This window comes from Methylocystis sp. Uni0008, from assembly GCF_056838045.1.
In genome coordinates this window covers 99,308-122,267 of the sequence record NZ_JBXEJH010000002.1, presented here as the reverse complement: position 1 = coordinate 122,267, position 22,960 = coordinate 99,308, and the positions used below count along the sequence as shown (strand labels likewise).

Below are 22,960 nucleotides of genomic sequence, written 5' to 3'. Positions count from 1 at the left end.
AGCAATGTCGACGCGGATGAGCGACGATGACTGGGCGAATACCTTCACGGTGTTTCGGGCCCGCATTCCGCGTCGCGGACGCAAGGGAGGAAGACGATCGCCGCTTCCTCGAAGCGCTTGATTTCTTCGCTGTCGAAAACGTGCGATGGCGCGCCCTGCCGGCGCGGTTCGGCAACTGGAACAGCGTTTGGAAGCGCTTTGACCGCCTGAGCAAGGCCGGCGTGTTCGAGGCCTTCTTCGATACGCTCGCTCGCCTCCATGAGTGCGTCAGCGCAACTGATCCAGATGTTCGATTCCACCGTCGTGCGTGCGCACGCGTCGGCGGCCGGCGCCAAAGGGCGCAGGAAGCGCAGGCGCTCGAGCGGCGGGTTCACGACGAAAATCCACGCCAAGGCGGACGCGTTGGGCGACATCATCGCTTTCGATCTGACCGGCGGCGAAGTGCCGACGCGCCGCATTTCGAGACGCTGCTCGACATTGGACCTGACATTCAGCCGCGCGCCGGCATCTGCGACAAGGGCTACGCCAGCAAGGCCAATCGTGCCGCGGCAAGAGCACGCGGCATCGCGCCGGTGATCCCGCAGAGCTCCAACGAGAAGGACAAGCCGAAGTTCTTCGCCAAGAGGCTCTACAAGGCCCGCGCATCGAGCAGGGTATGGGGCGCATCAAACGCTTCAAGGCGTCGTATTACGTTGCGAAAAGTCAGCCCCGAACTTCCGTTCCGTCGTTAGTTTACTGCGCCGTCTAACGTCGCTGTCGATGCCTTTGACCGCATGACAGTCCCTTGGTGTTCACCTGATCCTCGCGCGGGCCGTCTGCCCCCTCAAGCAGAAAGAAGGCGAGCGCCCAAGGAGACGCGCCGCTGAGCCTTCTGGAGAGCTACGTTCGATCAACCAACCTGGCGACCAAATGCTGGATGAATGGTGTATAGGATTAACGGCAGCAGGATGCCCTGTGATCTGAATCGCGGGCCGGCGCTCTCTGGACCATCAGAACCTCTGCGTTCAGATCAGAATCTTCATGGACAGCGGCATTCCCATACTCTTATTCTAAGGGTGGGCCGCCGCGTCCAGCCGATTTACTGACGGTCCAGGCTCCTATTGGGAAAGTTTGACGAAGCGCCGCCATCTCCGAAACGAAGCGCGCCATAGTCGACATCGTCGCCCTGAGAGCGTCTGCTATGTCCGGGGCTGCAGCCTCACCAGGGCCGGGCGACCGTGACGCCCTTTACGTCAGCGAGACCGCTGACGTCGCCATTCAGAAGGCCCTGGATACGACCAGCGATTGTCCGAGAGCCAAAGGATGCTCCGGCAGATTGCAATGGGGACCGATTGGTTGCCGAGCGATTAAGTCCCAGCGAAGTCGTCCGGCAAACTGCGGCATAGTTTCTACGCTGCGTCTACAGCGCCTAAGGGACCAAATTGCTGCGATATCGTGGCTTAGGTATGTCCTACGCAGGTCAAGAGTGCACGAATGTCCTCTTTTAATTTCATGGGATCTGTACGACAGACAATCAACTGTGGCGATAATCGCTCATATGCTGATAACTAGCGGATACTTTCGAGATGGTAGCGCGTCTGCGGGCCGCGCATGCCGAAGGGTCCCAAGAGGAACTGACTATGGCGCAGCGGGACAATCCAGTGGTAGTTGGAATCGGAGCCTCAGCTGGAGGAGTTAAGGCGCTTCAGAACTTTTTTGAGGCCTTGGGTGATCGGCCAAACGCTGCATTTGTCGTCGTTATTCATCTTGATCCGCAGTATAAAAGCCAACTCGCTGAAATTGTTGGGGCGCACACGGCAATGCCGGTCGAGCAGGTGAGCGAATCGGCGGCGCTCGAAAGCAATCACGTCTATGTCATCTCCCCCAACAGGCGGCTGATGATCGCGGATCACGTCATCACCGCTACTCCTTTCGAGGAGTCCTCTGAACCGCGGGCGCCGATCGACACGTTCTTTCGGTCCCTTGCTGAACGTAACGACGACGGTTTCGCCTATGGGATCGTGTTAACAGGCGCCGGCTCCGATGGCGCAAACGGCGTCAAGTTCATCAAAGGGTCAGGCGGCATTGTCCTGGTCCAAGATCCGCACGAGGCCGAGTTTCCCTCAATGCCGCGTGCTGCAATAGCGACCGGCGTCGCCGACCTGGTGCTGCCCATCCGCGAACTCGCCAACCATCTTGTCGAGCTCTTGAAGCACACCACTAAGGCGCAAGGCCTCCCCGCGGCGGAGGAAGACAAAGAGGAGGTCATCCGTCGCATACTCGCGCACCTACGTGTAAGGACCGGACATGACTTCTCGCTCTATAAAAGGGCGACTATTCTGCGCCGGCTAGCGAGAAGAGTTTTGATCTCGCGCAAGGAATCGTTGGAGGGTTATTACGAATATTTGCGAGAAAATGCAGAAGAAGCGAAGGCATTATTCGCCGACTTCCTGATCTCCGTCACGACATTTTTCCGAGATCCAAAGGCGTTTGGCGTCCTTGCTCGAGACGTCGTCCCGAAGCTTTTCGACGAAAAAAGCTCCGGTGACACTGTCCGGGTCTGGGTGCCGGGCTGCGCCACGGGGGAGGAAGCCTATACGATCGGCATGATGTTGCTTGAAGAGGCGGCACACCGAGATGTGCCGCCCGAAATACAGGTCTTTGCTTCTGATCTCGACACCAATGCGCTAGCTATCGGGCGCGAAGGTCGATTTCCGGCAACCATAGAGGCTGATGTCTCTGAAGAAAGAATCAGCCGATTCTTTGTTCGCGAGGGCGAGTTCTATCGGGTTCGACGGGAGCTTCGGGACATCATTCTGTTCGCAAGCCATAGCCTGCTCCGGGATCCGCCATTCTCACGCGTGGACATGATCTCGTGTCGCAATCTCCTCATCTATCTGAACCGCGAACTCCAAAATCAGGCCTGTTCGACGTTTCATTATGCGCTTAAGCCAGGCGGCTTCCTGTTCTTGGGAACGTCTGAAAGCGTAGATCATCCGAGTGGACTCTTCAGGGTGGTGAATCGAGAGGCGCGTATTTTTCAGTCCGTCCCAAGCAGCAGCGAACAAGGAATGTCATTACCTGTCATACTTAGCCCGCGCAGATTGCCGGTCGAATGGTCGGCAGAGCCTCCAGTCTCGCCCAGAGCAGACACAGACCGCGCGGCGTTGCATCGCCACATGCTGGAGAAAGTTGCTCCGCCAAGCATGCTGATCGATGAGCATCACCATGCAATTCATCTTTCGGACAGCGCCGGTCGCTATTTGAAGTTTTCAGGCGGCTCGATCACCACTGACGCAACCGAACTGGTTCGGGAAGAACTTCGGTTCGGTCTCCGGATGGCGCTTCATCGAGCGTTTGGGCGGGGAGAAACCACACTCAGCACGCCGATTTTAGTCCAGTTCAACGGAGACAAGCGCCGTGTCTATCTGCAGGTCAAGCCGGCGCTTGAAGAAAATGATTCCACGCACTACGCCCTAGTCCTCTTCATTGAGGGCGAAACGGTAGAACCCAAGGAGTCGGCAGCTGATGAGGGCGAACCGGCGGCGCAGGTCACCGATACGATCAAACAATTACAAGACGAGCTTCAACTCGCGCACGGCCAACTGCGAGCGACGAGGGAGGATTCGGAAGCCGCTAATGAGGAGTTGCGCGCCGCAAATGAGGAGCTTCAGTCGATCAATGAGGAGTATCGTTCAACCTCTGAGGAGCTCGAAACAAGCAAGGAGGAGCTGCAGTCGATCAACGAGGAGTTGCAAACCGTCAACAGTGAGCTGAAATTCAAGCTGGAGAGCGTGTCGCGCACAAACAGCGATCTGCAAAATCTGATGGCAGCGAGTGATTTTGGAACACTCTTTCTCGATACTGCGCTGCGCATCAAAAGGTTTACGCCGAAGCTCACAGAGCTTTTCAACATTACGCCGAACGATGAGGGACGTCCGATCACGGACTTCACCCATCAGCTCGAGTACGACGGGCTGGCCATCCATGCCCGCGCCGTACTGAAGAACCTCGTGCCTGTCGAGCATGAGGTGAAAAGTCACGACGGGAGATGGTATCTCGTACGCGTTCGACCTTACAGAACAGTCGATGACAAGATCGACGGGGTCGTCGCCACTTTCGTGGACATTACGGTACGCCGTAGAACGGAGGAAGCGCTTCGCGCGAGCGAGGAACGGTTCCGCGCTCTGGTAATAGCGAGTTCGCAGGTCATCTACAGTATGAGCCCCGACTGGAAAGAAATGCGTCAGCTGCATGGTCGCGGTTTTCTCGCTGATCTGGGAAGCGCATCGCATGAGTGGCTGGGAAAATATATCTTGGTCGAGGATCAGCCTCGCTTCGTAGCCGCTATGTCAGAAGCGATCCGGACTAAGAGCATTTTCGAGCTGGAGCATCGTGTCCGCCGTGCTGACGGAAGCGTGGGGTGGATAACTTCGCGCGCGGTGCCCATCCTGAATGAGGACGGCGAAATCGTCGAATGGTTCGGCGCGGCGACCGATATCACGTATCGGAAAAGTTCAGAGGAGGCCCTGATCCAGGCAGATCGGCTCAAAGATGAATTTCTGGCGACGCTCGCGCACGAACTACGTAATCCACTCGCTCCGATACACAACGCTGCTCATGTTTTGAAAAAGAGGCATGGCGTCGGCGATCCGGATGCTCCGCTGCTCGATACTATCCAGCGCCAGGTTGAGCATCTCGTGCGGCTTGTGAGCGAACTTACGGAAGTCTCGCGGATCAGCAGAGGCAAGATAGATCTACGTAAGGAGGGAATAGACGTCGCGAACGTCGTGCGCGATGCGGTAGAAACCTCTAAGCCGCTGGCCGAGAAGAAAGGTCACCGCATTACCACGAGCTTGCCAAAGGAGCCATTGTGGGTTTTTGGCGATCGAATGCGGCTCGTGCAGGTGGTCGCCAATCTCATCAACAACGCGACAAAATATACAGCCGCAAACGGCGCTATCGAAATTAAGGCGGGCCGCGAGGATCGTGATGCCGTCCTACGCGTTCGCGATAATGGGATCGGTGTCTCCGCTGACATGCTGCCTCACGTGTTCGAGCTCTTTACGCAAATCGGCAGCTCCGCCGATAGTTCCGAAGGCGGCCTTGGCATCGGCCTGGCATTGGCCCGCAAACTCGTCGAATTGCACGGCGGGCGAATAACGGCGCATAGCGAGGGGCAAGGACGCGGTAGCGAATTCGTGGTTCGGCTTCCGCTTTACGACGAACCGCCCTCATCGGAAACGGCAGCGCCTGCAACGGAGGACAACCACAATTCGGTACGAGTTCTGGTCGTCGACGACAAAAGGCAGGTTGGTAACAGCATGGGCCTGTTGTTGGACAGCATGGGAGCGGTAGTGCGCGTCGTTTATGATGGACCGACTGCAGTCGCGATGGTCGACGAGTTCAAACCGGACATCATTTTTCTCGATATCGGCATGCCAGGCGTTGACGGATATGAGACAGCGCGAATCCTCCGTGGCGCCGTTCACGAGCACCCTTTCCTTCTCGTTGCCCTAACAGGCTGGGGACAATCAGACGACCTGCGCCGAGCGCAGGAAGCCGGCTTTGACGAGCATCTAACGAAACCAGCTTCTTTGAGTGCGATCGAGAAGCTGTTGCGCCGCGCTGCTTCGGCGTGAAGGGGCGGTGGGGTCGTTGTCGGAATGGGAATAGACGGCGCGAGGCCTCCATCAGGGAGGTAGGGATGCCCAAGAGCCGAGAGCAAAGCCTCGGCCCGCGCCGTACAAGAGCGCCTGTGATCTGGCGCGCGTTGCCGGAGTCCAAGCTAAAAAAGGCGTTATGCGACTTCCGATGCTTGCGTTGTGCCGGCGCGCTCTAGACCGAGCGCGGGACTCGCCCCGGATAGGGCGCCGATTTTATCTCGTCGCTGGAGTTGGCTGCTTACGCTCGGGATATGGATCGGACCAAGCTGGGGAGAAAGATACTCAGGAAGGCTTCTCTGTCGCCCTACTTTGGGCTGCTTCAGTGATGAACTCTGGCGAGGCAAGGCTTATAAGCTCCCGAACGGGCGCAGTTCAGCACAACGCGAAGTCACTGACGCTGCTTTGCCCGTCTAGATTGAACTAGACGAATGCGGAGCCATCTGCCGTCTTAGCGCCAGAAGGCCGCTCAGTTGGCGCTTGCCGCGCTGGCGCCTCGACAAAGACTCGGCGAGAGCGGCGCAGTCGTGGTCAAACGGCGCCCCGCGCGTATTCACTCGGGCGCTGCGGCAACTGCGCTTCTCAAAATCTTCGCGTAATTCCGGCTTTCATTGAGTCGTTTCTCGTAGGAAGCTGCCGCAGCTTCACGTCCAGTACGCCGCGCCTCCCTCGCCATTTTCGCCACCAGGACCGCGCGCTCTTCCATTATCCTCAGCGCGACGCGTAGGGCTTCATCGACGCTGCCCTCCTTTTGCGTCGCCAATGAGTCGGCAGTATAGGAATGTCCGACCTGGCACCGGAACCGTAGCGGCGGCCAGCGGTTGACCTCCGACAGGACGCCGCCACACGCTGGGCATGAGAGAGGGACCGGCTTCGCAAACTTCGCAAGAATGTCCGGGTCTATTCTTCGGCCAAGCGCAATCTCGACTTCCAACTTTATGTCAGCTGGGATCTCAACGGATGGTCCGGCCTCTTCGGCGGCTAGCTTGACGATAAGCGCGGGCAATTCCCAGATCGGCGCGCGATAGTCCACATCGCTTGCCTGAAGCGCACCCAAAGGCATGTCTGGGGCTGTAGCGTTCCCAGGATTTTGAACGACAGTTACGCCTCCGCATCGCTTTACGTCCGCCAAACCGCTGGCTCCGTCGTTTAAGAGCCCGGTCAGTACGACCGCGATTGTCCGAGAGCCAAAAGAGATCCCCACCGATCGGAATAAAGGATCGATCGCAGGTCGAGCCATATTTTCGCGTGGTCCGCGACCTAGTCTAATAACGTCGCCCATTACGAGAAGGTGGTGGTCCGCCGGCGCAACATAGGCGCGCCCCGGCCGCAGGAGCTCGCCATCTACGGCGGTGCTGACTGGGATCGGCGAGGCGGCGTCGAAAATTCCAGCCAGTAGATTATTGCCTTCAGCGCCGATGTGGATCACGATGAACATCGTCGCGCGCAGATCTTCGGGCAAGCCGCGGCAGAGTTGCTGCACTGCGTCCACAGCTCCTAGAGACCCTCCAATTGCGATGATGTCGCGCGGGCACATGATCAGTCCTCCGCAGGTCGAGACGAGGTCATGCATGCGAGGCGCTAAAACTATGGCGACGATCGCATTCAAGCCTATAATTAGCGGATGCTTTCGAAATACTAGCGCGTTAGCGGCGCCGCGCGTGCGTAGAGGTCCAAGGGAGAGAACCTGCTATGGCGCAGCTAGACGATCCCATGATCGTCGGAATCGGAACGTCGGCTGGAGGAATTAAGGCGCTTCAAAATTTCTTTGAGGCTCTACCTGATCACCCCAACGCGGCATTCGTCGTTGTTGTTCACCTTAAGCCGGAATTTAAGAGCCATCTGGCCGAAATGATGGCGGCGTGGACGGCAATGCCCGTCGAGCAGGTCGAGAAGACGACGCCAATCAAGAATAATCACGTTTACGTAATACCGCCGAACAAGCGGCTGACGATCGCCGATCATGTCATTTCGGCCGTCCCCTTTGGTGCGTCCCCCGAGCAGCGGGCGTCCATCGACCTATTTTTTCGCTCGCTCGCTAAAAATCACGGCGATGGGTTCGCCTATGGCGTTGTGCTTACAGGCGCCGGCGCCGATGGCGCGCATGGTGTGAAGTCCATTAAGGAGTCCGGCGGCATCGTTCTCGTGCAGGACCCCAATGAGGCGGAATTTCCTTCAATGCCCCGCAACGCGATCGCGGGCGGCGTAGCCGATTATGTCCTGCCCATTCGGGCGCTCGCGAACCAGCTAGCCGAGCTGCTGAAGGACGCCAAAGCGCATTCAATCCCAGCCGCAACCGAAGATAATCAGGAAGTGACAAGTCGCATACTCGCACACCTACGCTTAAGAACCGGGCACGATTTTTCGCTCTACAAAAGAGTGACCGTATTGCGACGAATTGGGAGAAGGGCGCTGATAACCCGCAAGGACTCGCTGGAGGAGTATTACCGGTATCTGAGGGATAACGCCGAGGAGGCGCAAGCGCTATTCGCTGATTTTTTGATCTCCGTTACGACATTCTTCAGAGACCCGAAGGCGTTCGGCGTTCTCGCTCGAGATGTCATCCCAAAACTTTTCGATGACAAGGCTGCGAGCGACACGGTCCGCGTCTGGGCGCCGGGCTGTGCGACCGGAGAAGAGGCTTATACGATCGGCATGCTGCTCCTTGAAGAGGCTGCGCGCCGCGATCCAGGGCCCGACATACAGGTCTTCGCGTCTGATCTGGACACAAAAGCGCTCGCTATCGGCCGAGAAGGACGGTTTCCGGCGACAATAGAAGCCGACATCTCCAACGAAAGAATTGAGCGATTCTTTCTTCGTGAAGGAGACTATTATCGCGTACGTCGGGAGCTTCGCGATATCATCCTATTTGCGAGCCACAGCCTGCTGCGGGATCCGCCCTTTTCGCACGTCGACCTGATTTCGTGCCGCAATCTCCTCATCTATTTGGACCGCGAACTCCAAGACCAGGTTTGCAACACATTTCATTACGCTCTCAATCCTGGCGGGTTCCTGTTCCTCGGATCGTCGGAAAGCGCAGATCACCCAGGTGAATTGTTCAAAAGTGTAAATCGCGAGGCGCGGATTTTTCAAGCGGTCGCAAACAATTCCGAAATAGGAACTAGGCTGCCGGTTACCCTCAGTCCGCGTAAATCGCCGGTTGAATGGTCTGCAGAGCCTTCGCCGTCGGAGAAAGCGGACGTCGACCGCTCGGCATTGCACCGGCACATGCTTGAGATGTACAAGTTTTGACTTAATCTGACGGACGGTGTTTTTAGCCACGCGTGGGAGCCGTGGCGGGGGCGGAGTTGGTCGGGGTAGCGCAGCCCCCGCCACGGCGTCTCCAGGAGACACCGATATGACCAAGGATCAGAAAGTCATCCGCGCCAAGGCCGGCCTGCTCGAGCTCGCCAAGCAGCTTGGCAACGTCAGCCAGGCTTGCAAAATCATGGGGTACAGCCGCGACAGCTTTTATCGCTTCAAGGACCTTTATGACAAAGGCGGCGAACTGGCGCTGCAGGAACTGTCTCGTCGCAAGCCGTTGCTGAAGAACCGGGTCGCGCCCGAGACCGAAGCGGCGGTCGTCGCCATGGCGATCGACCAGCCGGCCTGGGGGCAGACGCGCGTCGCCAACGAACTGGCCAAGAAAGGGATCAGCGTATCGCCGTTCGGCGTGCGCTCGATCTGGCTGCGCCACGACCTCGCGACCATGAAACACCGGCTGAAGGCGCTCGAAGCCAAGATGGCGCAGGAGCAGCTGATCCTCACCGAGGCGCAGGTCGCCGCCCTGGAAAAAGCCAAGTCCGACAAGGAAGCGCATGGCGAATTCGTCTCCGAATGCCCCGGTTATTGCGGCGCGCAGGACACCTTCTACGTCGGCACGTTGAAAGGCGTCGGCCGTGTCTACCAGCAGACCTTCGTCGACACCTACGCCAAGGTCGGCTTCGCCAAGCTCTATGACCGCAAGACGCCGATCACCGCCGCCGATCTCTTGAACGACCGCGTCATTCCCTTCTACGAGGAGCACGGCATTCCGCTGCAACGCGTGCTCACCGATCGCGGAACCGAATATTGCGGCAACCCCGAGCGGCACGAATACGAGCTGTATCTCGCGGTCGAGGACATCGACCATACGCGCACTAAGGCGAAGAGCCCGCAAACCACTGATGTGATCGACAAGAGTTTATTTTTCGGATTTGGGTTATTCTCTCCCTGCGCACGGGTGACCGCGTGGCGAAGAGCAGGGCATGAGGTGAGAGCCCTGCCGCGCAGCCTTTATCGTCGCACCTCGTTTGCGGCGCCTGTGCGCACCCTTTTTGGGCCGCGAGGGTTCCATCCGGAGACAAAGCGGGCATAAGCCGTTTCGGCCTGCTCCACCCACCTCCGCTCCTCGTCTCGGCAACTCTTGATGTTGTAGGCGTGAGCTGCGCCCTTTTGGCCGCGCGCCGGCTTGAATCCTGCCCTGAGCTCGAGGTCGCGCAGCTTCTTCGCGTGCAGCGACGGACGCGCCCACACATAGCTCTCGCCCTTGGTCAAGAGATGCCAAATCACGATGGCGAGTTTGCGCGCGGTCGCGACGGCCGCTACATGCTGGCCGCGCCGGGCCCTGACCCGGAGAAAGAAAGCTCTCAAAGGACCCGGCGCGCGCGCCGCGGCCCAGGCGGCCTCTACGAGCATGCCGCGGGCATGACCGCGGCCTTGCTTGGTAATCCGGCCGTGATAAGCCGGCCCTGGTCCCGACTGCCGGACACTTGGGTTCAAGCCGAGGTAGCTGACAAGCTTCTGCGGTTCGCCGAAACGGGTCACATCGCCAACCGCAGCCACGATCGCAAGCGCCACCACCATGTCGACGCCCGGGATCGTCATCAGACGCTTGACGCCATCGTCCGAAAGAGCCGAGCGGGCCAGATCGCGTTCGATCACTTTCAGGTCCTCGCCCAGGCGGTCGAACTCGCGCAGATGCCGTTCGATCGCGAGGCGCTCATCCTCGGGCACGACCTGCTCGACGAGCCAGGCCCGGCCCTTAGGTCCGCAGAGATCTGCATGCGGGCAAGACGGGATGAGATAGGCATGCAAAATCGATTGTATGATGTTCTTGAGACGGGATCTCTGTCGGACAATCTGATTGCGACGCGTCACCTGACGGCGCAAGGCCTGCGTCGGTTCGTCGGGGATCCAAACTTCGGGCAGGAAGCCGCTGGCGTAGAGCTGAGCCAATACGCTCGCATCGATCGTATCGGTTTTGATCTTCGCGTGAGCGATCATGCGCACTTGCTTCGGGTTCGCGATCACGACCTTCTTGACATGCGGAGCGATAACCGCTGCGACAGCCGCTGCATTGCCCGTCGCCTCGATAACCACGGTGTCATCTTCCGAGAGTTTTTGCGCAAAGGCCGTCAGAAGCGCGCGTCGCATGTCAACGCGCCCTAGCCGCTTTAGCTTTCCGTCATCCCAAGCCACCGCTTCGGCGAAAGCTCGGTGAATGTCCAGTCCAATGATGCGCATGCCCAATCTCTCCCCTTTGCCTCGTTCAAAATGGGAGCTGGCGGGCAACACGACATCTACTGATCCGCGCTCGCGGCGCATCCGGGAAAGTCGCAGGGGCGGCCATGTAACGAGCTCGGGCTCTCAGCCCAATGTCTATCGGCGGCCTGCCCGCACCTTCGTGCTCCCGGCGCCCCTCGTCCCGGATGGGCTCACCATACGCCGTTCCCAAAAAGAAAACAGCCGGACGAAAAGGCGCCAGGAATCACATACCGGATAACGGCATCGTCGAGCGTTTCCACAAGACCATGCTCGACGAGTTCTACCGCATCGCTTTCCGCAAGAAGGTCTATGCGACGATCGACGAGCTGCAGAGCGATCTTGACGCGTGGATGCGAGAGTTCAACGAACTCCGCCCACATCAGGGAAAATGGTGCTTCGGAAAAACGCCGATGCAGACCTTTATTGACGCGCTGCCCTTGGCGCGTGAAAAATCAGGTCATCTTCAGGCCAACGAGGAGAGCAACGCCGCCTGAAACGACATCGGCCAACTCATGCCGTCCGTCAGATCAAATATCAACTTGTACACTTGAGAGAGTCGCTCCGCCAAGCATGCTGATCGATGAAAATCACCATGCAATTCATCTCTCCGACAATGCCGGCCGATTCTTAAAATTTTCTGGCGGCCCCATCACCACGGATGCGATCGAATTAGTGCGAGAGGAACTCCGCTTTGATCTACGGATGGCGCTTCACCGTGCGTTCGTACGCGGAGAAGGGACCCTCAGCACGCCGCTTACGGTCAAATTCAACGGAGATGAAAGGCGCGTCTATCTGCAGGTTAAGCCGGCGCTCGAGGAAAACGATCCAACGCGCTACGCCTTGGTGCTCTTTATCGAGGGCGAAACCGTTGAGCGTAACGATCTGGAAGTTGATCAACGCGCGCCAACATCGGGGGTCAGCAACATAGTCAAACAGCTACAAAGCAAGCTCCAGCTCGCCCACGGGCAATTGCGAGCGACCAGGGAGGAGTCGGAAGCGGCCAATGAGGAGTTGCGCGCGGCCAATGAGGAGCTTCAGTCGATCAACGAGGAATATCGTTCAACGTCGGAGGAGCTGGAGACGAGCAAAGAGGAGCTTCAGTCCATTAATGAAGAACTCCAAACCGTCAACAATGAGTTGAAACTCAAACTGGAGAACGTGTCGCGCGCAAACAGCGATCTCCAGAACCTAATGGCGGCTACTGATTTTGGAACGCTCTTTCTCGATCCTTCGCTGCGCATCAAGCGCTTCACGCCGAACATAACGGAGCTCTTCAACATCACGCCCAGCGATGAGGGGCGGCCGATCACCGATTTCATGCACCAGCTCGAATATGATGGGCTAGCCGACCAAGCCCGGGTCGTACTAAAAGACCTTGTGCCTATCGAGCGCGAAGCAAAAAGCCGCAACGGGAGATGGTATCTCATACGCGTGCGACCCTACAGAACAGTCGAGGATAAGATCGACGGCGTGGTCGCCACGTTCGTTGATATCACTGAACGCCGTCGAGCTGAGGAAGCGCTCCGCGAAAGCGAGGCGCGGCTGCGTCAAGAAACGCGGCTCGTCGAACTGTCAAGGTCGCCCATCTTCGTATGGGATTTTGACGATGGCATCACACAGTGGAATCGAGGGAGCGAGCAGCTGTACGGCTACTCGCGTGAGGAAGCGATTGGGCAGAAGGAAGAAGCTTTGCTTCAAACATCCGTGCCGGGAATCAATTTGGATGCGCTGCGACATTCGCTTATAAAAAACCGAGTTTGGAGCGGCGAGCAGCTGCATCGAACCAAGGACGGGCGGACGCTAACTGTCGAAAGCCAGGTTGAATTCATGGCAACCGGAGATCGACGCCTAGTGCTCGAGAGCACCAGAGATATCACCGACCAGAAGAAATGGGAGCAGCGGCAGCGTCTGCTGCTCCGAGAAATGAATCATCGCGTGAGCAATACGCTTGCGGTGGTCCAGTCAATTGCGCGGCAGACGCTGCGCACGACTGCATCGAATAGCGAATTCGTCGACTTATTTGAGGGACGACTCGCAGCGTTGGCGCATGCGCATACGCTGCTGATCGAGTCGCGCTGGGAAGGCGCAGAGCTCGGTCATCTCGTCAGTACGCAGCTCGCAGCCTACATTCGAGACGAGGGCATACAGCGCCTACAATTGCATGGCGAACCGATCATGTTGTCTCCCGATATCGCCACTCCGTTGGGTTTGGTGCTTCATGAGCTCGCGACCAACGCCGCCAAATATGGAGCGCTCTCGTCGCCCAAAGGTAAGGTTGACCTGGATTGGACCGTGCGCCAGGAGAAAAAACAGCAGATCTTAAAAATCATCTGGCGTGAATCCGAGGGACCCGAAGTTGTTTTGCCAAATAGGGTGGGCTTTGGGGGTTCATTGATCGAGCGCAGCTTGCCGGGAGCAAGCGTGCGTCGCGAATTTTTGCCTGAGGGCTTGATTTGCACGATTGAGATTGACATCGCCAGGAGGCCAAAAAGTGACGTCGAAAGTTGAGGGGGACGGTAAGCTAAGAGGCGCAAAGATACTCGTCGTCGACGACGAGTTCCTCATCGCCGTGCATATCGAAACGATCTTGAATGACGCGGGCGCCGAAACCACAAGCGCTACGACTCTCCAAGAGGCTTTGATACGCGCAGAGAATACAATGCTCAGCGCGGCTGTATTGGATTTCCGATTGGGTGGGGACACTTCCGAACCCATCGCGGATGTGCTTGCAGCTCGAAACGTCCCTTTCGTGTTCTACAGCGGCCAAACGTTGCCCGATAAGGTTAGGGCGAAATACCCCGGCGTTATAGCCTTAGCCAAGCCTCTCAGGCACAATGACGTTGTTGAAGCTGTGCGCAGCCTGATTGAGCGTTGACGCTTGTCGTAGACGCCCCTCTTCGATGAAATGCGGAACCAGTTCGACGGCATCTTTCGAACGTTTTGTACCCCGTCTAATTGACGAGCTCGACCTTCGCGAAGCTCGCCGCGCCGCGCGCCGGCTCCAAGGCCGCAGAGTTTATATGGCGATAATTGACACCTCGCAGCGGTGAAAGCCGCGGGGATGCGACGGAACACGTCTGTCGCTCTCGGAGGACAAAGAATGAAAAGCGCTGCTCACTTCGAACGTCGGAACGGAGCCAAGCAGAACAAGCATAGGCTCAATAGAGAGGTATTCTGCTAGCGAGGGACAAATCAAAGGTTAATTTCGTCATGGCGGAATTGTGATGGAGATGCGCGGGATACAGCGCCTTGTTGTGGTCGACAGGTCGCGCAACCGAGTGTGCCGCGACGCGGCGGTTCCCGGTCCGCATGCGCGGAATTGGGCAACGATCGTTGCGCGGCGTACGACGATGATACCGCGGGCGTGGCAGCCTATGCTGCGCGGTTGCAAGACAATGGGTCTTGACAAAGCGGCTCAGGATTACGTCTTCACGCCATTGGCTACTAAGCGCGATCCTGATGACGATCTGAGCTTGACTGCAGCGGTTGTGAGGACGGGTCATCTTTGGATGATGTCTGATCAGGCGCATCCGGACGAAACGATCTACGCCAACTATGACGAGTTGCCTTTATGTCCGATACGTCCGACGCGACCATTGACGCCTCGGCTCGGCGAGCCAAATGACGCCTGTCCAGAACGGACGTACGCAGCATAGCCTCAAGACGCGCGACCGGGCGGCTCGCCGGAAATGGTGGAGGAGCGATCATGACCAATCAAGGGCCATCTCCCGAGAAGGAATGGGAAGTAACGACCAACACCTACATTTTCGCTGGAGTCGGCGCCGTCATATTGGGCGGTCTCGCATATGCGAGCCTCGGCGGCGTTCCGAACACAATCGCTGCTGCCGTCGTGGGTGGATTAGCGGGCGGCGCCCTAGGGCTTTTTTTCTAAGGATGATCGATCGGTCGGCGTGGGGCGAAATCGGCATCCGCGCCGGCGGGCATGAAGCGGACGGCAGCACCGCTCTAGTTCTTACAGAGCTTCTTCCAACTCAATCAAAAGATCTTGGAGTTCGGCAGGCAACGGCTCAGTGACGATCTTCGTGAACTTAAATTCCAATTGTTTGCCGATTTTTTCTAGCGTAGCGGCGGGCAGCCCTTGACGCTCGCGGCTAAACGCACTGCTCCAATCGTCTGGCTTCAGTTCTTTCATGAGATGCTCCGCTCTGGGCGCTAACCTCTTCACGGCAGTTTCGTTCCACGATATTCGGAAAAAATTGATGTCGGGCCTGAATTGAGCGTCGAATTGACATTGCCGGCGCCGGTTCTGTGACCGGCGGCGACGGCGCCCATTCTTCTAGTTTTACTGTGCGGTGGCCGGAGCAGCGCTGCAGAATTGCCACTCATCTTACAGAACTCCAGTCGCCAAATCGACCCGATCACGACCATCATTCCTGCGATAGCCAACCGTACGAACCGAAGCGGAACTATTATTGCTAGCCGAGCTCCGATGTAGGCGCCAAGAAAAGCAGCATCCGGAATGAGGAAACATGGCGGAAGGGCGAGCCTGGAAAACGCGAGCTCAACTTCAATACCGTGATGACGACAAGCACGAGTCCGATGCCGAGCTCGAAGGGATTGAGGTCATGCGTCTCGCGAAAGAACTCATAGCGTCGCCACCGCGGAAAGCCCGCTAAGCGTCCGAGCAGCCCACTCCGATTATCGCTGCAAGAGCGGCCGTCGGAGCGAAGTGTAGGAGTGCGCCTCGATCGACTCGGCGGCCGACGAGGAAACGTTAAGCAAGCTATACGCCAGTGAACGTTTAGGCCTGGGGCGCGCAAGTTCGCGCTCTCTTGGTGGCGCCCGGCGTTAGCTCTTGTTATTCGCTTTTGCGTTGACGCCGTTATGATCGATCCATCGCCGATTCACTGCCCAAAGCGCGATGCCGACGCCCAGCAAAGCGAGCGCGATAACGTAGTCGTTGGGAGGCCGACCCGACAACACTGGGAGGGCGAGATAGCCGCATAAAACCGCGCCCAGGAGTGGCGTACCGGAGGGCGCGTGAAAGTGTGTGTGTTCGACTTGCTCCCGACGCAGCGCCAGACAGGCCATATTAACTCCCGTGAATACGCACAGAAGGAGAAGCGCTGTGGTGCCGCCAAGCTTCTTCACTCCATCTTCGCCGACGATGACGACCAACGCCGCAGCAAGCGCAGTGGTGAACAAGATTGATACCCAGGGCGTGCGCCGGGAAGGATGCACCGCGGCGAACCCAGGGGGCAAAATGCCTTCATTGGCCATGCCGTACAGTAACCGGCTAGCCATCATCAGATTGATCAGAGCCGAGTTGATCACGGCGAGCAAACCGATGCCGGCGAAGAATCTTAGCGGAAAGGAAGGAGCTCCGATGGCGACCACCTTCAGCAGCGCATCTGACCTCGCGGCGGCAAGCGTCTCGGCGGGAACCAGCAGCGAAGCGGTGAGAGCGACCAGCTCATAGAGCACGGCTGCGGCGGCCAGTCCGGAAAGCAATGAGCGCGGGAAGATCCGCGCTCCGCCCTCGCATTCTTCGACCATGTTCACCGAATCCTCGAACCCGACCATAGCGAAAAACGCCAGTGAGGTGGCCGCGCTGATCGAAAGCAGAAAGCTCTGGTCTCCGGTATGAATCTCTAAGAGCCGGCTCGGCTCGCCGTGGCCCGCTCCGAGGGCGTAGCCGCCCATCGCAATGACTAGCAAGAGGCCCGAAACCTCGATGCTGGTAAGCGCCATGTTGACCTTCACCGATTCGGTCACCCCTCGGAAGTTGATCAGGCCAAGGGCGATGAGAAATCCGACGGCCGTCGGCATGACCGGCATTTGGACGAACGGCTGGAGGTAAGCGCCGAAAGCCAGGGCCGCCGCCGCAGCTGACGTAATGCCCGAACTCATCACGGCGAAAGCGACCAAGAAGGTGAGGAAAGGAATACGAAACGCCTGCTGGACGTATAGCGCTGCGCCGGCAGCGCGGGGATATTTGCCGACCAATTCGAGATAGCTGAAAGCGGTGACGAAGGCGACTGCGAACGCCGCTAGGAATGGCAGCCAAAGCGCGCCGCCAATCTGCTCAGCTACGCTGCCGATGAGCGCATATATGCCGGTGCCGACGACGTCGCCGATAACGAAGAAAAACAGGAGCTTTGGACCGATCGCTGGCTTTAGCGTCGCCTGGATCGCGTGTGAGCGCCGACCCGTGTCATTCAACATGAGAAAGAATCACCATCTAAGGCTTGAGGCCATCGACCACTAAAGGACCATTGCCTACGTTGGCGCTAGCGCAAAAATCCTGCTTGTCACAGGCGTTCTTACCTGTCGATTTCGCCAAAAACAATATCGAGAGAGCCGACGATGGCGGACACATCCGCCAACATATGATAACGCATCAAATAATCGGCCGCGGCGAGATGCGCGAAAGAGGGCGCGCGAATCTTGCACCTGTATGGCTTATTTGAGCCGTCGGAGATGAGATAGACGCCAAACTCTCCTTTTGGCGCTTCTACTGCTGCATAGACTTCGCCGGCCGGCACATGAAATCCTTCCGTGTAGAGCTTGAACTGCTCGATCATCGCTTCCATTGAGCGCTTCATTTCGAAGCGCTTCGGCGGTGTAATTTTATGATCAATCACTGCAATTGGCCCGCGGCCCGCGCTTGAGGCGAGCTTGTCGAGGCATTGCTTCATAATGCAGGTCGACTGTCGCATTTCCTCCATTCGAACGCAGTAGCGATCGTAACAATCGCCATGCTTGCCGGTTGGGATGCCGAAATCGAATTCAGGGTAACATTCGTAAGGTTGCGCCTTGCGCAGATCCCACGCCGCGCCGCAGCTCCTGACGAACACGCCAGAAAAGCCCAAGCGCCACGCGTCTTCCAAGGTCACGACGCCGATGTCGACGTTTCGCTGCTTAAAGATGCGATTGTCAGTAAGCAATCCTTCGAGATCGTCGCAGACTTTCAAGAATGGATCACAGAAGGCATAAATGTCATCAAGAAGCTTACCGGGGAGGTCCTGATGCACGCCGCCGATGCGGAAATAATTGGCGTGCATGCGCGCCCCCGAGGCGCGCTCGTAAAACACCATTAGTTTCTCGCGCTCTTCGAAACCCCACAAATTGGGAGTGAGCGCGCCGATGTCTGAAGCTTGTGTAGTGACATTCAGCAGATGAGAAAGAAGCCGACCGATCTCACAAAAGAGCACGCGAATGAGTTGCGCTCGCCTCGGAAGCTCGAGTCCGAGCAGTCTTTCTACAGCGAGACAAAAGGCGTGCTCTTGATTCATCGGTGCGACGTAGTCCAACCGGTCGAAATAGGGCAGGGCTTGTAAGTACGTCTTGCTCTCAATGAGCTTTTCGGTTCCACGATGCAAAAAGCCGACATGCGGATCGACGCGCGTCACCACTTCGCCGTCTAGCTCGAGTATGAGCCGCAATACGCCATGGGCGGCCGGATGCGCGGGGCCAAAATTCACGGTGAAATCGCGTCCCGAAATATGAACCATGGCTGCCTCAGAATTTCTGGGGAGCAACGCTGCCTCAAGGCGTGTGTTCCACGTCAATTGCGCCGATAGGGTAGAAGAAACTGAATCCGCTGGCGCACACGGCCTGCGTGCTTAGATCGCCCAAAGAACAATTTGGGTGTTTTCCGCCTAACTGTCGCGCTGTCTTGATCGGCGCCGCGCCCTATATGAGGGCTCGTGACGAATGCTCGAGGGAACGTCCGATGGCCAAGGCTTCGGCTTTAAAGTCATCGGCAAGAAGATCATCGCTCGCCAAAAAACTGATCGATCTGCACCGTATCGACGGCGGCGAGGAAATCGGCGCGCCACTCGCACTGCGCATTGACCAGACCCTTACGCAAGACGCCACGGGCACGCTCGCCATGCTTTCGCTTGAGGCAATGCGCCTTGATCGCGTGAAAGCCGAGGTCAGCGTCCAATATGTCGATCACAATCTACTACAGGTCGACAATCTCAACGCTGAAGATCACCTCTTCCTGGAAAGCGCCTGCCGGCGATTTGGCCTTTGGTATTCGCGGCCCGGCAACGGCATCAGCCACGTCGTGCATATGGAGCGCTTCGGTCAGCCAGGAAAATCTCTGCTTGGCTCCGATAGCCATACGCCGGCGGCCGGTTCGCTTGGCATGCTGGCGATTGGCGCTGGCGGCCTCGATGTAGCGCTGGCCATGGCGGGAGAGCCCTATGTGACTGAGGCGCCCGCCATATTTGGCGTCGAGCTCAGTGGCGTCTTACCGGCCTGGGTGAGCGCCAAGGACGTCATACTCGAAATGCTGCGTCGTCACGGCGTCGCTGGCGGCGTGGGAAAAATAATTGAGTATTATGGAAGCGGCCTTGCTGGTCTTAGCGCGATGGACCGCCACGTTATCGCCAATATGGGCGCTGAACTTGGCGCGACGACATCCGTCTTTCCTTCCGACAATGCAACGCGCGCTTTCATGGCCGCGCGCGGGCGCGAAGCGCAATGGCGAGCGCTCGCGGCGGACGAAGGCTGTGAATATGATGTCCACGACAGCATCAACCTGTCGGCTCTTGAGCCGCTGATTGCTCTGCCTTCCAGTCCTGGCAAGGTCGTTCCAGTCACCGAGGTTGAAGGCCGGGAGATCGCCCAAGCTTATATCGGTTCTTCCGCTAATCCCGGTTGGCGGGATTTCGCCATTTCCGCCGAAATGGTTCGAGGCAAGACAATTCCGCCAGCCGTTTCCTTCGACGTCAATCCGACGTCGCGAGAAGTGTTGCAGATGTTGCTTGACGATGGTCGCCTTGCGGCGCTCCTTGGCGCTGGCGCCCGCATTCATCAGACAGGGTGCAATGGGTGCATCGGTATGGGTCAGGCCCCCGCGATTGGCCGCAATTCCTTGCGTACGACGCCGCGTAATTTCCCCGGACGATCCGGCACGAAGGAAGATTCGGTCTTTCTCTGCTCGCCAGAAACCGCGACTGCTTCAGCCCTTGCAGGCTGCGTGGCTGATCCGCGCAAGATCGGCATTCTCTATCCGGGACTGGTTGAGCCCGCGCCGCGGTCCGAATTGTCGCTGATTGAGCCGCCGCTACCGCCAGCGGAAGCGAAGCGCGTCGCTTTAGAAAAGAGCGCCAATATTCATTCGTTGCCGGACTTTGATCCTCTTCCTGACAAGGTCGAGTTAGAGATCTTGCTTAAAATGGGCGACGACGTATCAACCGACGAAATTCTTCCAGCTGGAGCCAAGGTGCTGCCTTTCCGCTCAAATCTGGAGCGCATCTCGGATTTCGCGTTCGAACCGATTGATCCGGGCTATTCACGCCGCGCCCGCGCGCTCGGCGCCGCGCTCGGGCACGCCGTTATCGGCGGAGAGAATTATGGTCAGGGATCATCGCGCGAACACGCCGCCGCGGCGCCGCGCTATCTCGGCCTGCGCGTGGTCATCGCGAAGAGTTTCGCGCGCATTCACCGCCAAAATCTCATCAATTACGGCATTCTCCCGCTGCTCTTCGCACACAATGACGCTTATGACCGCTTGCACATCGGCGATAGGTTGAACTGCGAGAACTTGCGCAGCAAGCTCACGAACGGGGAGGCCATAATCTTCGCGAGCGGCAAGGGAGACGTCGAAACGGTCCATCACCTGACGCTCAAGGAAATCGCTGTCATTATCGATGGCGGCGTGATTGCGCATCGACGCCGCCTTGGCCATATGCACGAGGCGTCTGAGAGGCGGTCGGCCTAGCTGAATCTTCGTGGAACACGCGCGCCAACTGCTGCAGCTGCCCGGCTACGTCCGCGAGTATTCCTTTGAGCGGAGGAGCCGGAGGAGAGCGTCAAGAATCGGTCGCTGACCGTTGGTGATTCTACGCGCAGCATCTCCAATCTCGAACCATTCCGCGCGGTCCGCCTCTGGGAAATTTTTAACGCGAGCAGATCTCGGTGGCCACTCCATTTGGAATTCATCGCTCTTAAAGGAGTCAAGATCGAAATCTCCTTGGAGCGCCCACACGGTCAGGCGCTTGCCGCTGGGCTGACGAAACTCGCCAAGATCGACGAAGGCGCCTTGGGGGGTCGTTCCCGTTTCCTCCCGAAATTCGCGCTTGGCGGCCAGCAGGGGCTCTTCACCCACGCCAATCAGTCCTTTCGGGATTGACCAGGCGCCTGCGTCCTTAAGCTGCCAATAAGGGCCGCCAGGATGGATCAGGAGAACCTGCAGCGAGCCGCGGATGCGGCGATACAGGAGAATTCCCGCGCTCCGCTTGACCATTTCCATTTTTCCACCGACGCGCTTCAACTCTCCATGAGAACACGTCTATAGTTCGAGGTCCATCAAGCCGCGGGCGCTTTGCGTGGCCTGGCCGCCCGGGTTTTCTCAGGAATTCACGTTTTGATTTTTATAGTCTGGCCGCATTGAGGCGCGGCCACGAGTCAGGGTTCAGAATGTCTTCAGGCCTTATCTGTTGCTCGACGGTTGCGACCGCACAGCCGCTTAGCGAAGCCGAGATGGCGCTGAAGAAAGTCAGGCGCTTTGCTCAACTACACCCCTGGTCCTTGCGAGGGTTAAGGCGATCGGCAGCGGCTACTCGGCCTTAAGGGGCGATTCGCGAGGGCTAAGGCACTTGATGACTCAGGCGATGGCGCGGACCGGTCCTGCCATTACGTGCGAAGGTTCTTGTCGCCAGGCGCCTGCGACGCAGTATTGGCTCTACCCCTATGGCGCGCGCGAATTCTTATGTCTGCCTGCAGGAATGCGCTAAGCCACATCGTAAAGAACGAAAACTATCATTCCTTCGAAGTGAAAAATTATGTCGTAGCTTCGGCGGTGCCGCGCGATGACACGGCGTGCAGCCGCCCAATCCGAGGAACATTTTGGCGGTCAAAAGGTTCCTGCGCATCCGCGCAGACCCTAAAAGGAGCAATGAAATGAGTACCAAAGCTCAGATTGTGTTGAGGAACTTGGCCGAGGTAAGTCGCGACGGAGAAAAGGGGTTTGCCGCTGCGGCCGGAGTCGTTAAAGACGAAAAACTGCAACGCGTCTTTGAGGGAGTTTCAGAGCGATTTGGGATTGGCGCTGGCGAGCTCGAGGACGAGGTAGTGATGCTTGGCGGTACGCCTCCTGGAACTGGTGGCACTATCTCAGGCGCGCTTCACCGCTACTGGACAAATCTGAAGACGGCGATTGCCGGTAGCGACGACGAAGCCATTCTGAAGGATTGCGAGCGCGAGGAAGACGCCGCGAAAGCCGCCTATGAGAAAGCGCTCAGTGAGGAATTGCCTTCGCATGCCCATACGATCGTACGGCGGCAATACAACAGAGTGGTAGAACATCGCGATTTGATCAGGCGCTTACGCGACGCGGCCTAACTGGATTGATTACGCCCGCGCGATGGCGGGCCGTGCTCAAAGTGTGGCGACTACCGTCGAGCAATCCAGTTTTTCGACCACGGTTCGAAAAGGCTTTTTAGGGCTTCAGCGTCGCCAGTGAGGCAATGCCCGCGGCACGTGCAGCGCCTCTCTCCGGTTGTCATTTTGATCGCCAGCGCGGGCGTCGTAAGCGTCCCCGTAACCATTATAGACGTCGGTTCGGGTCATTTGGCGCCGACGTAAGTTGTGACGGACACATTCGCGGAGCACTCGGCGCCGCTCTGCGGGAGGAGACCGGCTGTGCCGCCCGTCTAAGACCAAAAACTCGCAGGGACGAAGTCAAAGATTCCCAATCTTGGCCACAATGTCTCGGATGTGGCAGCTTTTGGCGAAGGCTCTAAATGTTCTCCTAGAGAAAATCCTATAGTTGCATCACACCCTGGCCTCATGAAGGTCGTTCTTGTGAAAGTGGA

12 protein-coding genes and 4 pseudogenes are annotated in these 22,960 nt (G+C 57.9%); 10 read left to right on the top strand and 6 right to left on the bottom strand.

All coding sequences use genetic code 11. The features are described 5' to 3' along the window. Positions 1-26 precede the first annotated feature (26 nt). Both AC0X69_RS20460 and AC0X69_RS20455 read left to right on the top strand, forming a co-directional pair. Positions 27-731: a transposase gene (locus tag AC0X69_RS20460; RefSeq protein WP_482613770.1), complete on the top strand. Its 705-nt coding sequence runs from the start codon at positions 27-29 to the stop codon at positions 729-731. A gap of 888 nt (positions 732-1,619) precedes the next feature. Further along, positions 1,620-5,621 (top strand): chemotaxis protein CheB, encoded by a 4,002-nt coding sequence (locus tag AC0X69_RS20455; protein WP_482613846.1) that lies wholly within the window; start codon positions 1,620-1,622, stop codon positions 5,619-5,621. A 574-nt stretch (positions 5,622-6,195) separates the two neighbouring features. Here AC0X69_RS20455 and AC0X69_RS20450 read toward each other — a convergent pair. Beyond that, complete coding sequence (locus AC0X69_RS20450; RefSeq protein WP_482613845.1) at positions 6,196-7,179, bottom strand: chemotaxis protein CheB; 984 nt, start codon at positions 7,177-7,179, stop codon at positions 6,196-6,198. Between the two features lie 155 nt (positions 7,180-7,334). Between AC0X69_RS20450 and AC0X69_RS20445 the strand changes: the two are divergent. After that, positions 7,335-8,879: pseudogene (locus AC0X69_RS20445) on the top strand (chemotaxis protein CheB); the annotation flags it as partial. Between the two features lie 121 nt (positions 8,880-9,000). Further along, positions 9,001-9,822 (top strand): annotated as a pseudogene (locus tag AC0X69_RS20440) (helix-turn-helix domain-containing protein); the annotation flags it as partial. A 95-nt stretch (positions 9,823-9,917) separates the two neighbouring features. On the opposite strand, the gene AC0X69_RS20435 reads toward AC0X69_RS20440, so the two are convergent. Further along, a complete protein-coding gene (locus AC0X69_RS20435; RefSeq protein WP_482613769.1) occupies positions 9,918-11,147 on the bottom strand; it encodes an IS110 family RNA-guided transposase in 1,230 nt (409 codons plus the stop codon). Between the two features lie 257 nt (positions 11,148-11,404). Here AC0X69_RS20435 and AC0X69_RS20430 point away from each other — a divergent pair. The 4 genes and pseudogenes from AC0X69_RS20430 to AC0X69_RS20415 all read left to right on the top strand — a co-directional run. Then, a pseudogene (locus AC0X69_RS20430) lies at positions 11,405-11,662 on the top strand (integrase core domain-containing protein); the annotation flags it as partial. 52 nt (positions 11,663-11,714) lie between these two features. Continuing rightward, positions 11,715-13,676: pseudogene (locus AC0X69_RS20425) on the top strand (PAS domain-containing protein); the annotation flags it as partial. Next, on the top strand, positions 13,660-14,043 hold the full coding sequence (locus AC0X69_RS20420; RefSeq protein WP_482613768.1) for a response regulator: 384 nt from the start codon (positions 13,660-13,662) through the stop codon (positions 14,041-14,043). The pseudogene AC0X69_RS20425 and the gene AC0X69_RS20420, both read left to right, overlap by 17 nt. An 831-nt stretch (positions 14,044-14,874) precedes the next feature. Beyond that, positions 14,875-15,060 (top strand): hypothetical protein, encoded by a 186-nt coding sequence (locus AC0X69_RS20415; RefSeq protein ID WP_482613766.1) that lies wholly within the window; start codon positions 14,875-14,877, stop codon positions 15,058-15,060. Between the two features lie 81 nt (positions 15,061-15,141). Here the strand turns inward: AC0X69_RS20415 and AC0X69_RS20410 are convergent, their stop codons facing one another. From AC0X69_RS20410 to AC0X69_RS20400, 3 genes are all read right to left on the bottom strand, one after another. Next, positions 15,142-15,321, bottom strand: a complete 180-nt coding sequence (locus AC0X69_RS20410; RefSeq protein WP_482613765.1) for a hypothetical protein — start codon at positions 15,319-15,321, stop codon at positions 15,142-15,144. 656 nt (positions 15,322-15,977) lie between these two features. After that, positions 15,978-17,354: an APC family permease gene (locus AC0X69_RS20405; RefSeq protein ID WP_482613763.1), complete on the bottom strand. Its 1,377-nt coding sequence runs from the start codon at positions 17,352-17,354 to the stop codon at positions 15,978-15,980. 98 nt (positions 17,355-17,452) lie between these two features. Then, complete coding sequence (locus AC0X69_RS20400; RefSeq protein WP_482613761.1) at positions 17,453-18,643, bottom strand: NADH-quinone oxidoreductase subunit D; 1,191 nt, start codon at positions 18,641-18,643, stop codon at positions 17,453-17,455. A gap of 221 nt (positions 18,644-18,864) precedes the next feature. Here AC0X69_RS20400 and AC0X69_RS20395 point away from each other — a divergent pair, with 221 nt between their 5' ends. After that, positions 18,865-20,865 (top strand): aconitate hydratase, encoded by a 2,001-nt coding sequence (locus AC0X69_RS20395; protein ID WP_482613759.1) that lies wholly within the window; start codon positions 18,865-18,867, stop codon positions 20,863-20,865. A gap of 45 nt (positions 20,866-20,910) precedes the next feature. Here the strand turns inward: AC0X69_RS20395 and AC0X69_RS20390 are convergent, their stop codons facing one another. Then, entirely contained in the window at positions 20,911-21,390 is a 480-nt protein-coding gene (locus tag AC0X69_RS20390; protein ID WP_482613843.1) for an NUDIX hydrolase, read from the bottom strand. Between the two features lie 656 nt (positions 21,391-22,046). Here AC0X69_RS20390 and AC0X69_RS20385 point away from each other — a divergent pair. Beyond that, positions 22,047-22,487 carry a PA2169 family four-helix-bundle protein gene (locus tag AC0X69_RS20385; protein WP_482613758.1) on the top strand — a complete coding sequence of 147 codons (441 nt, stop codon included), beginning with the start codon at positions 22,047-22,049 and terminating at the stop codon, positions 22,485-22,487. Positions 22,488-22,960 lie beyond the last annotated feature (473 nt).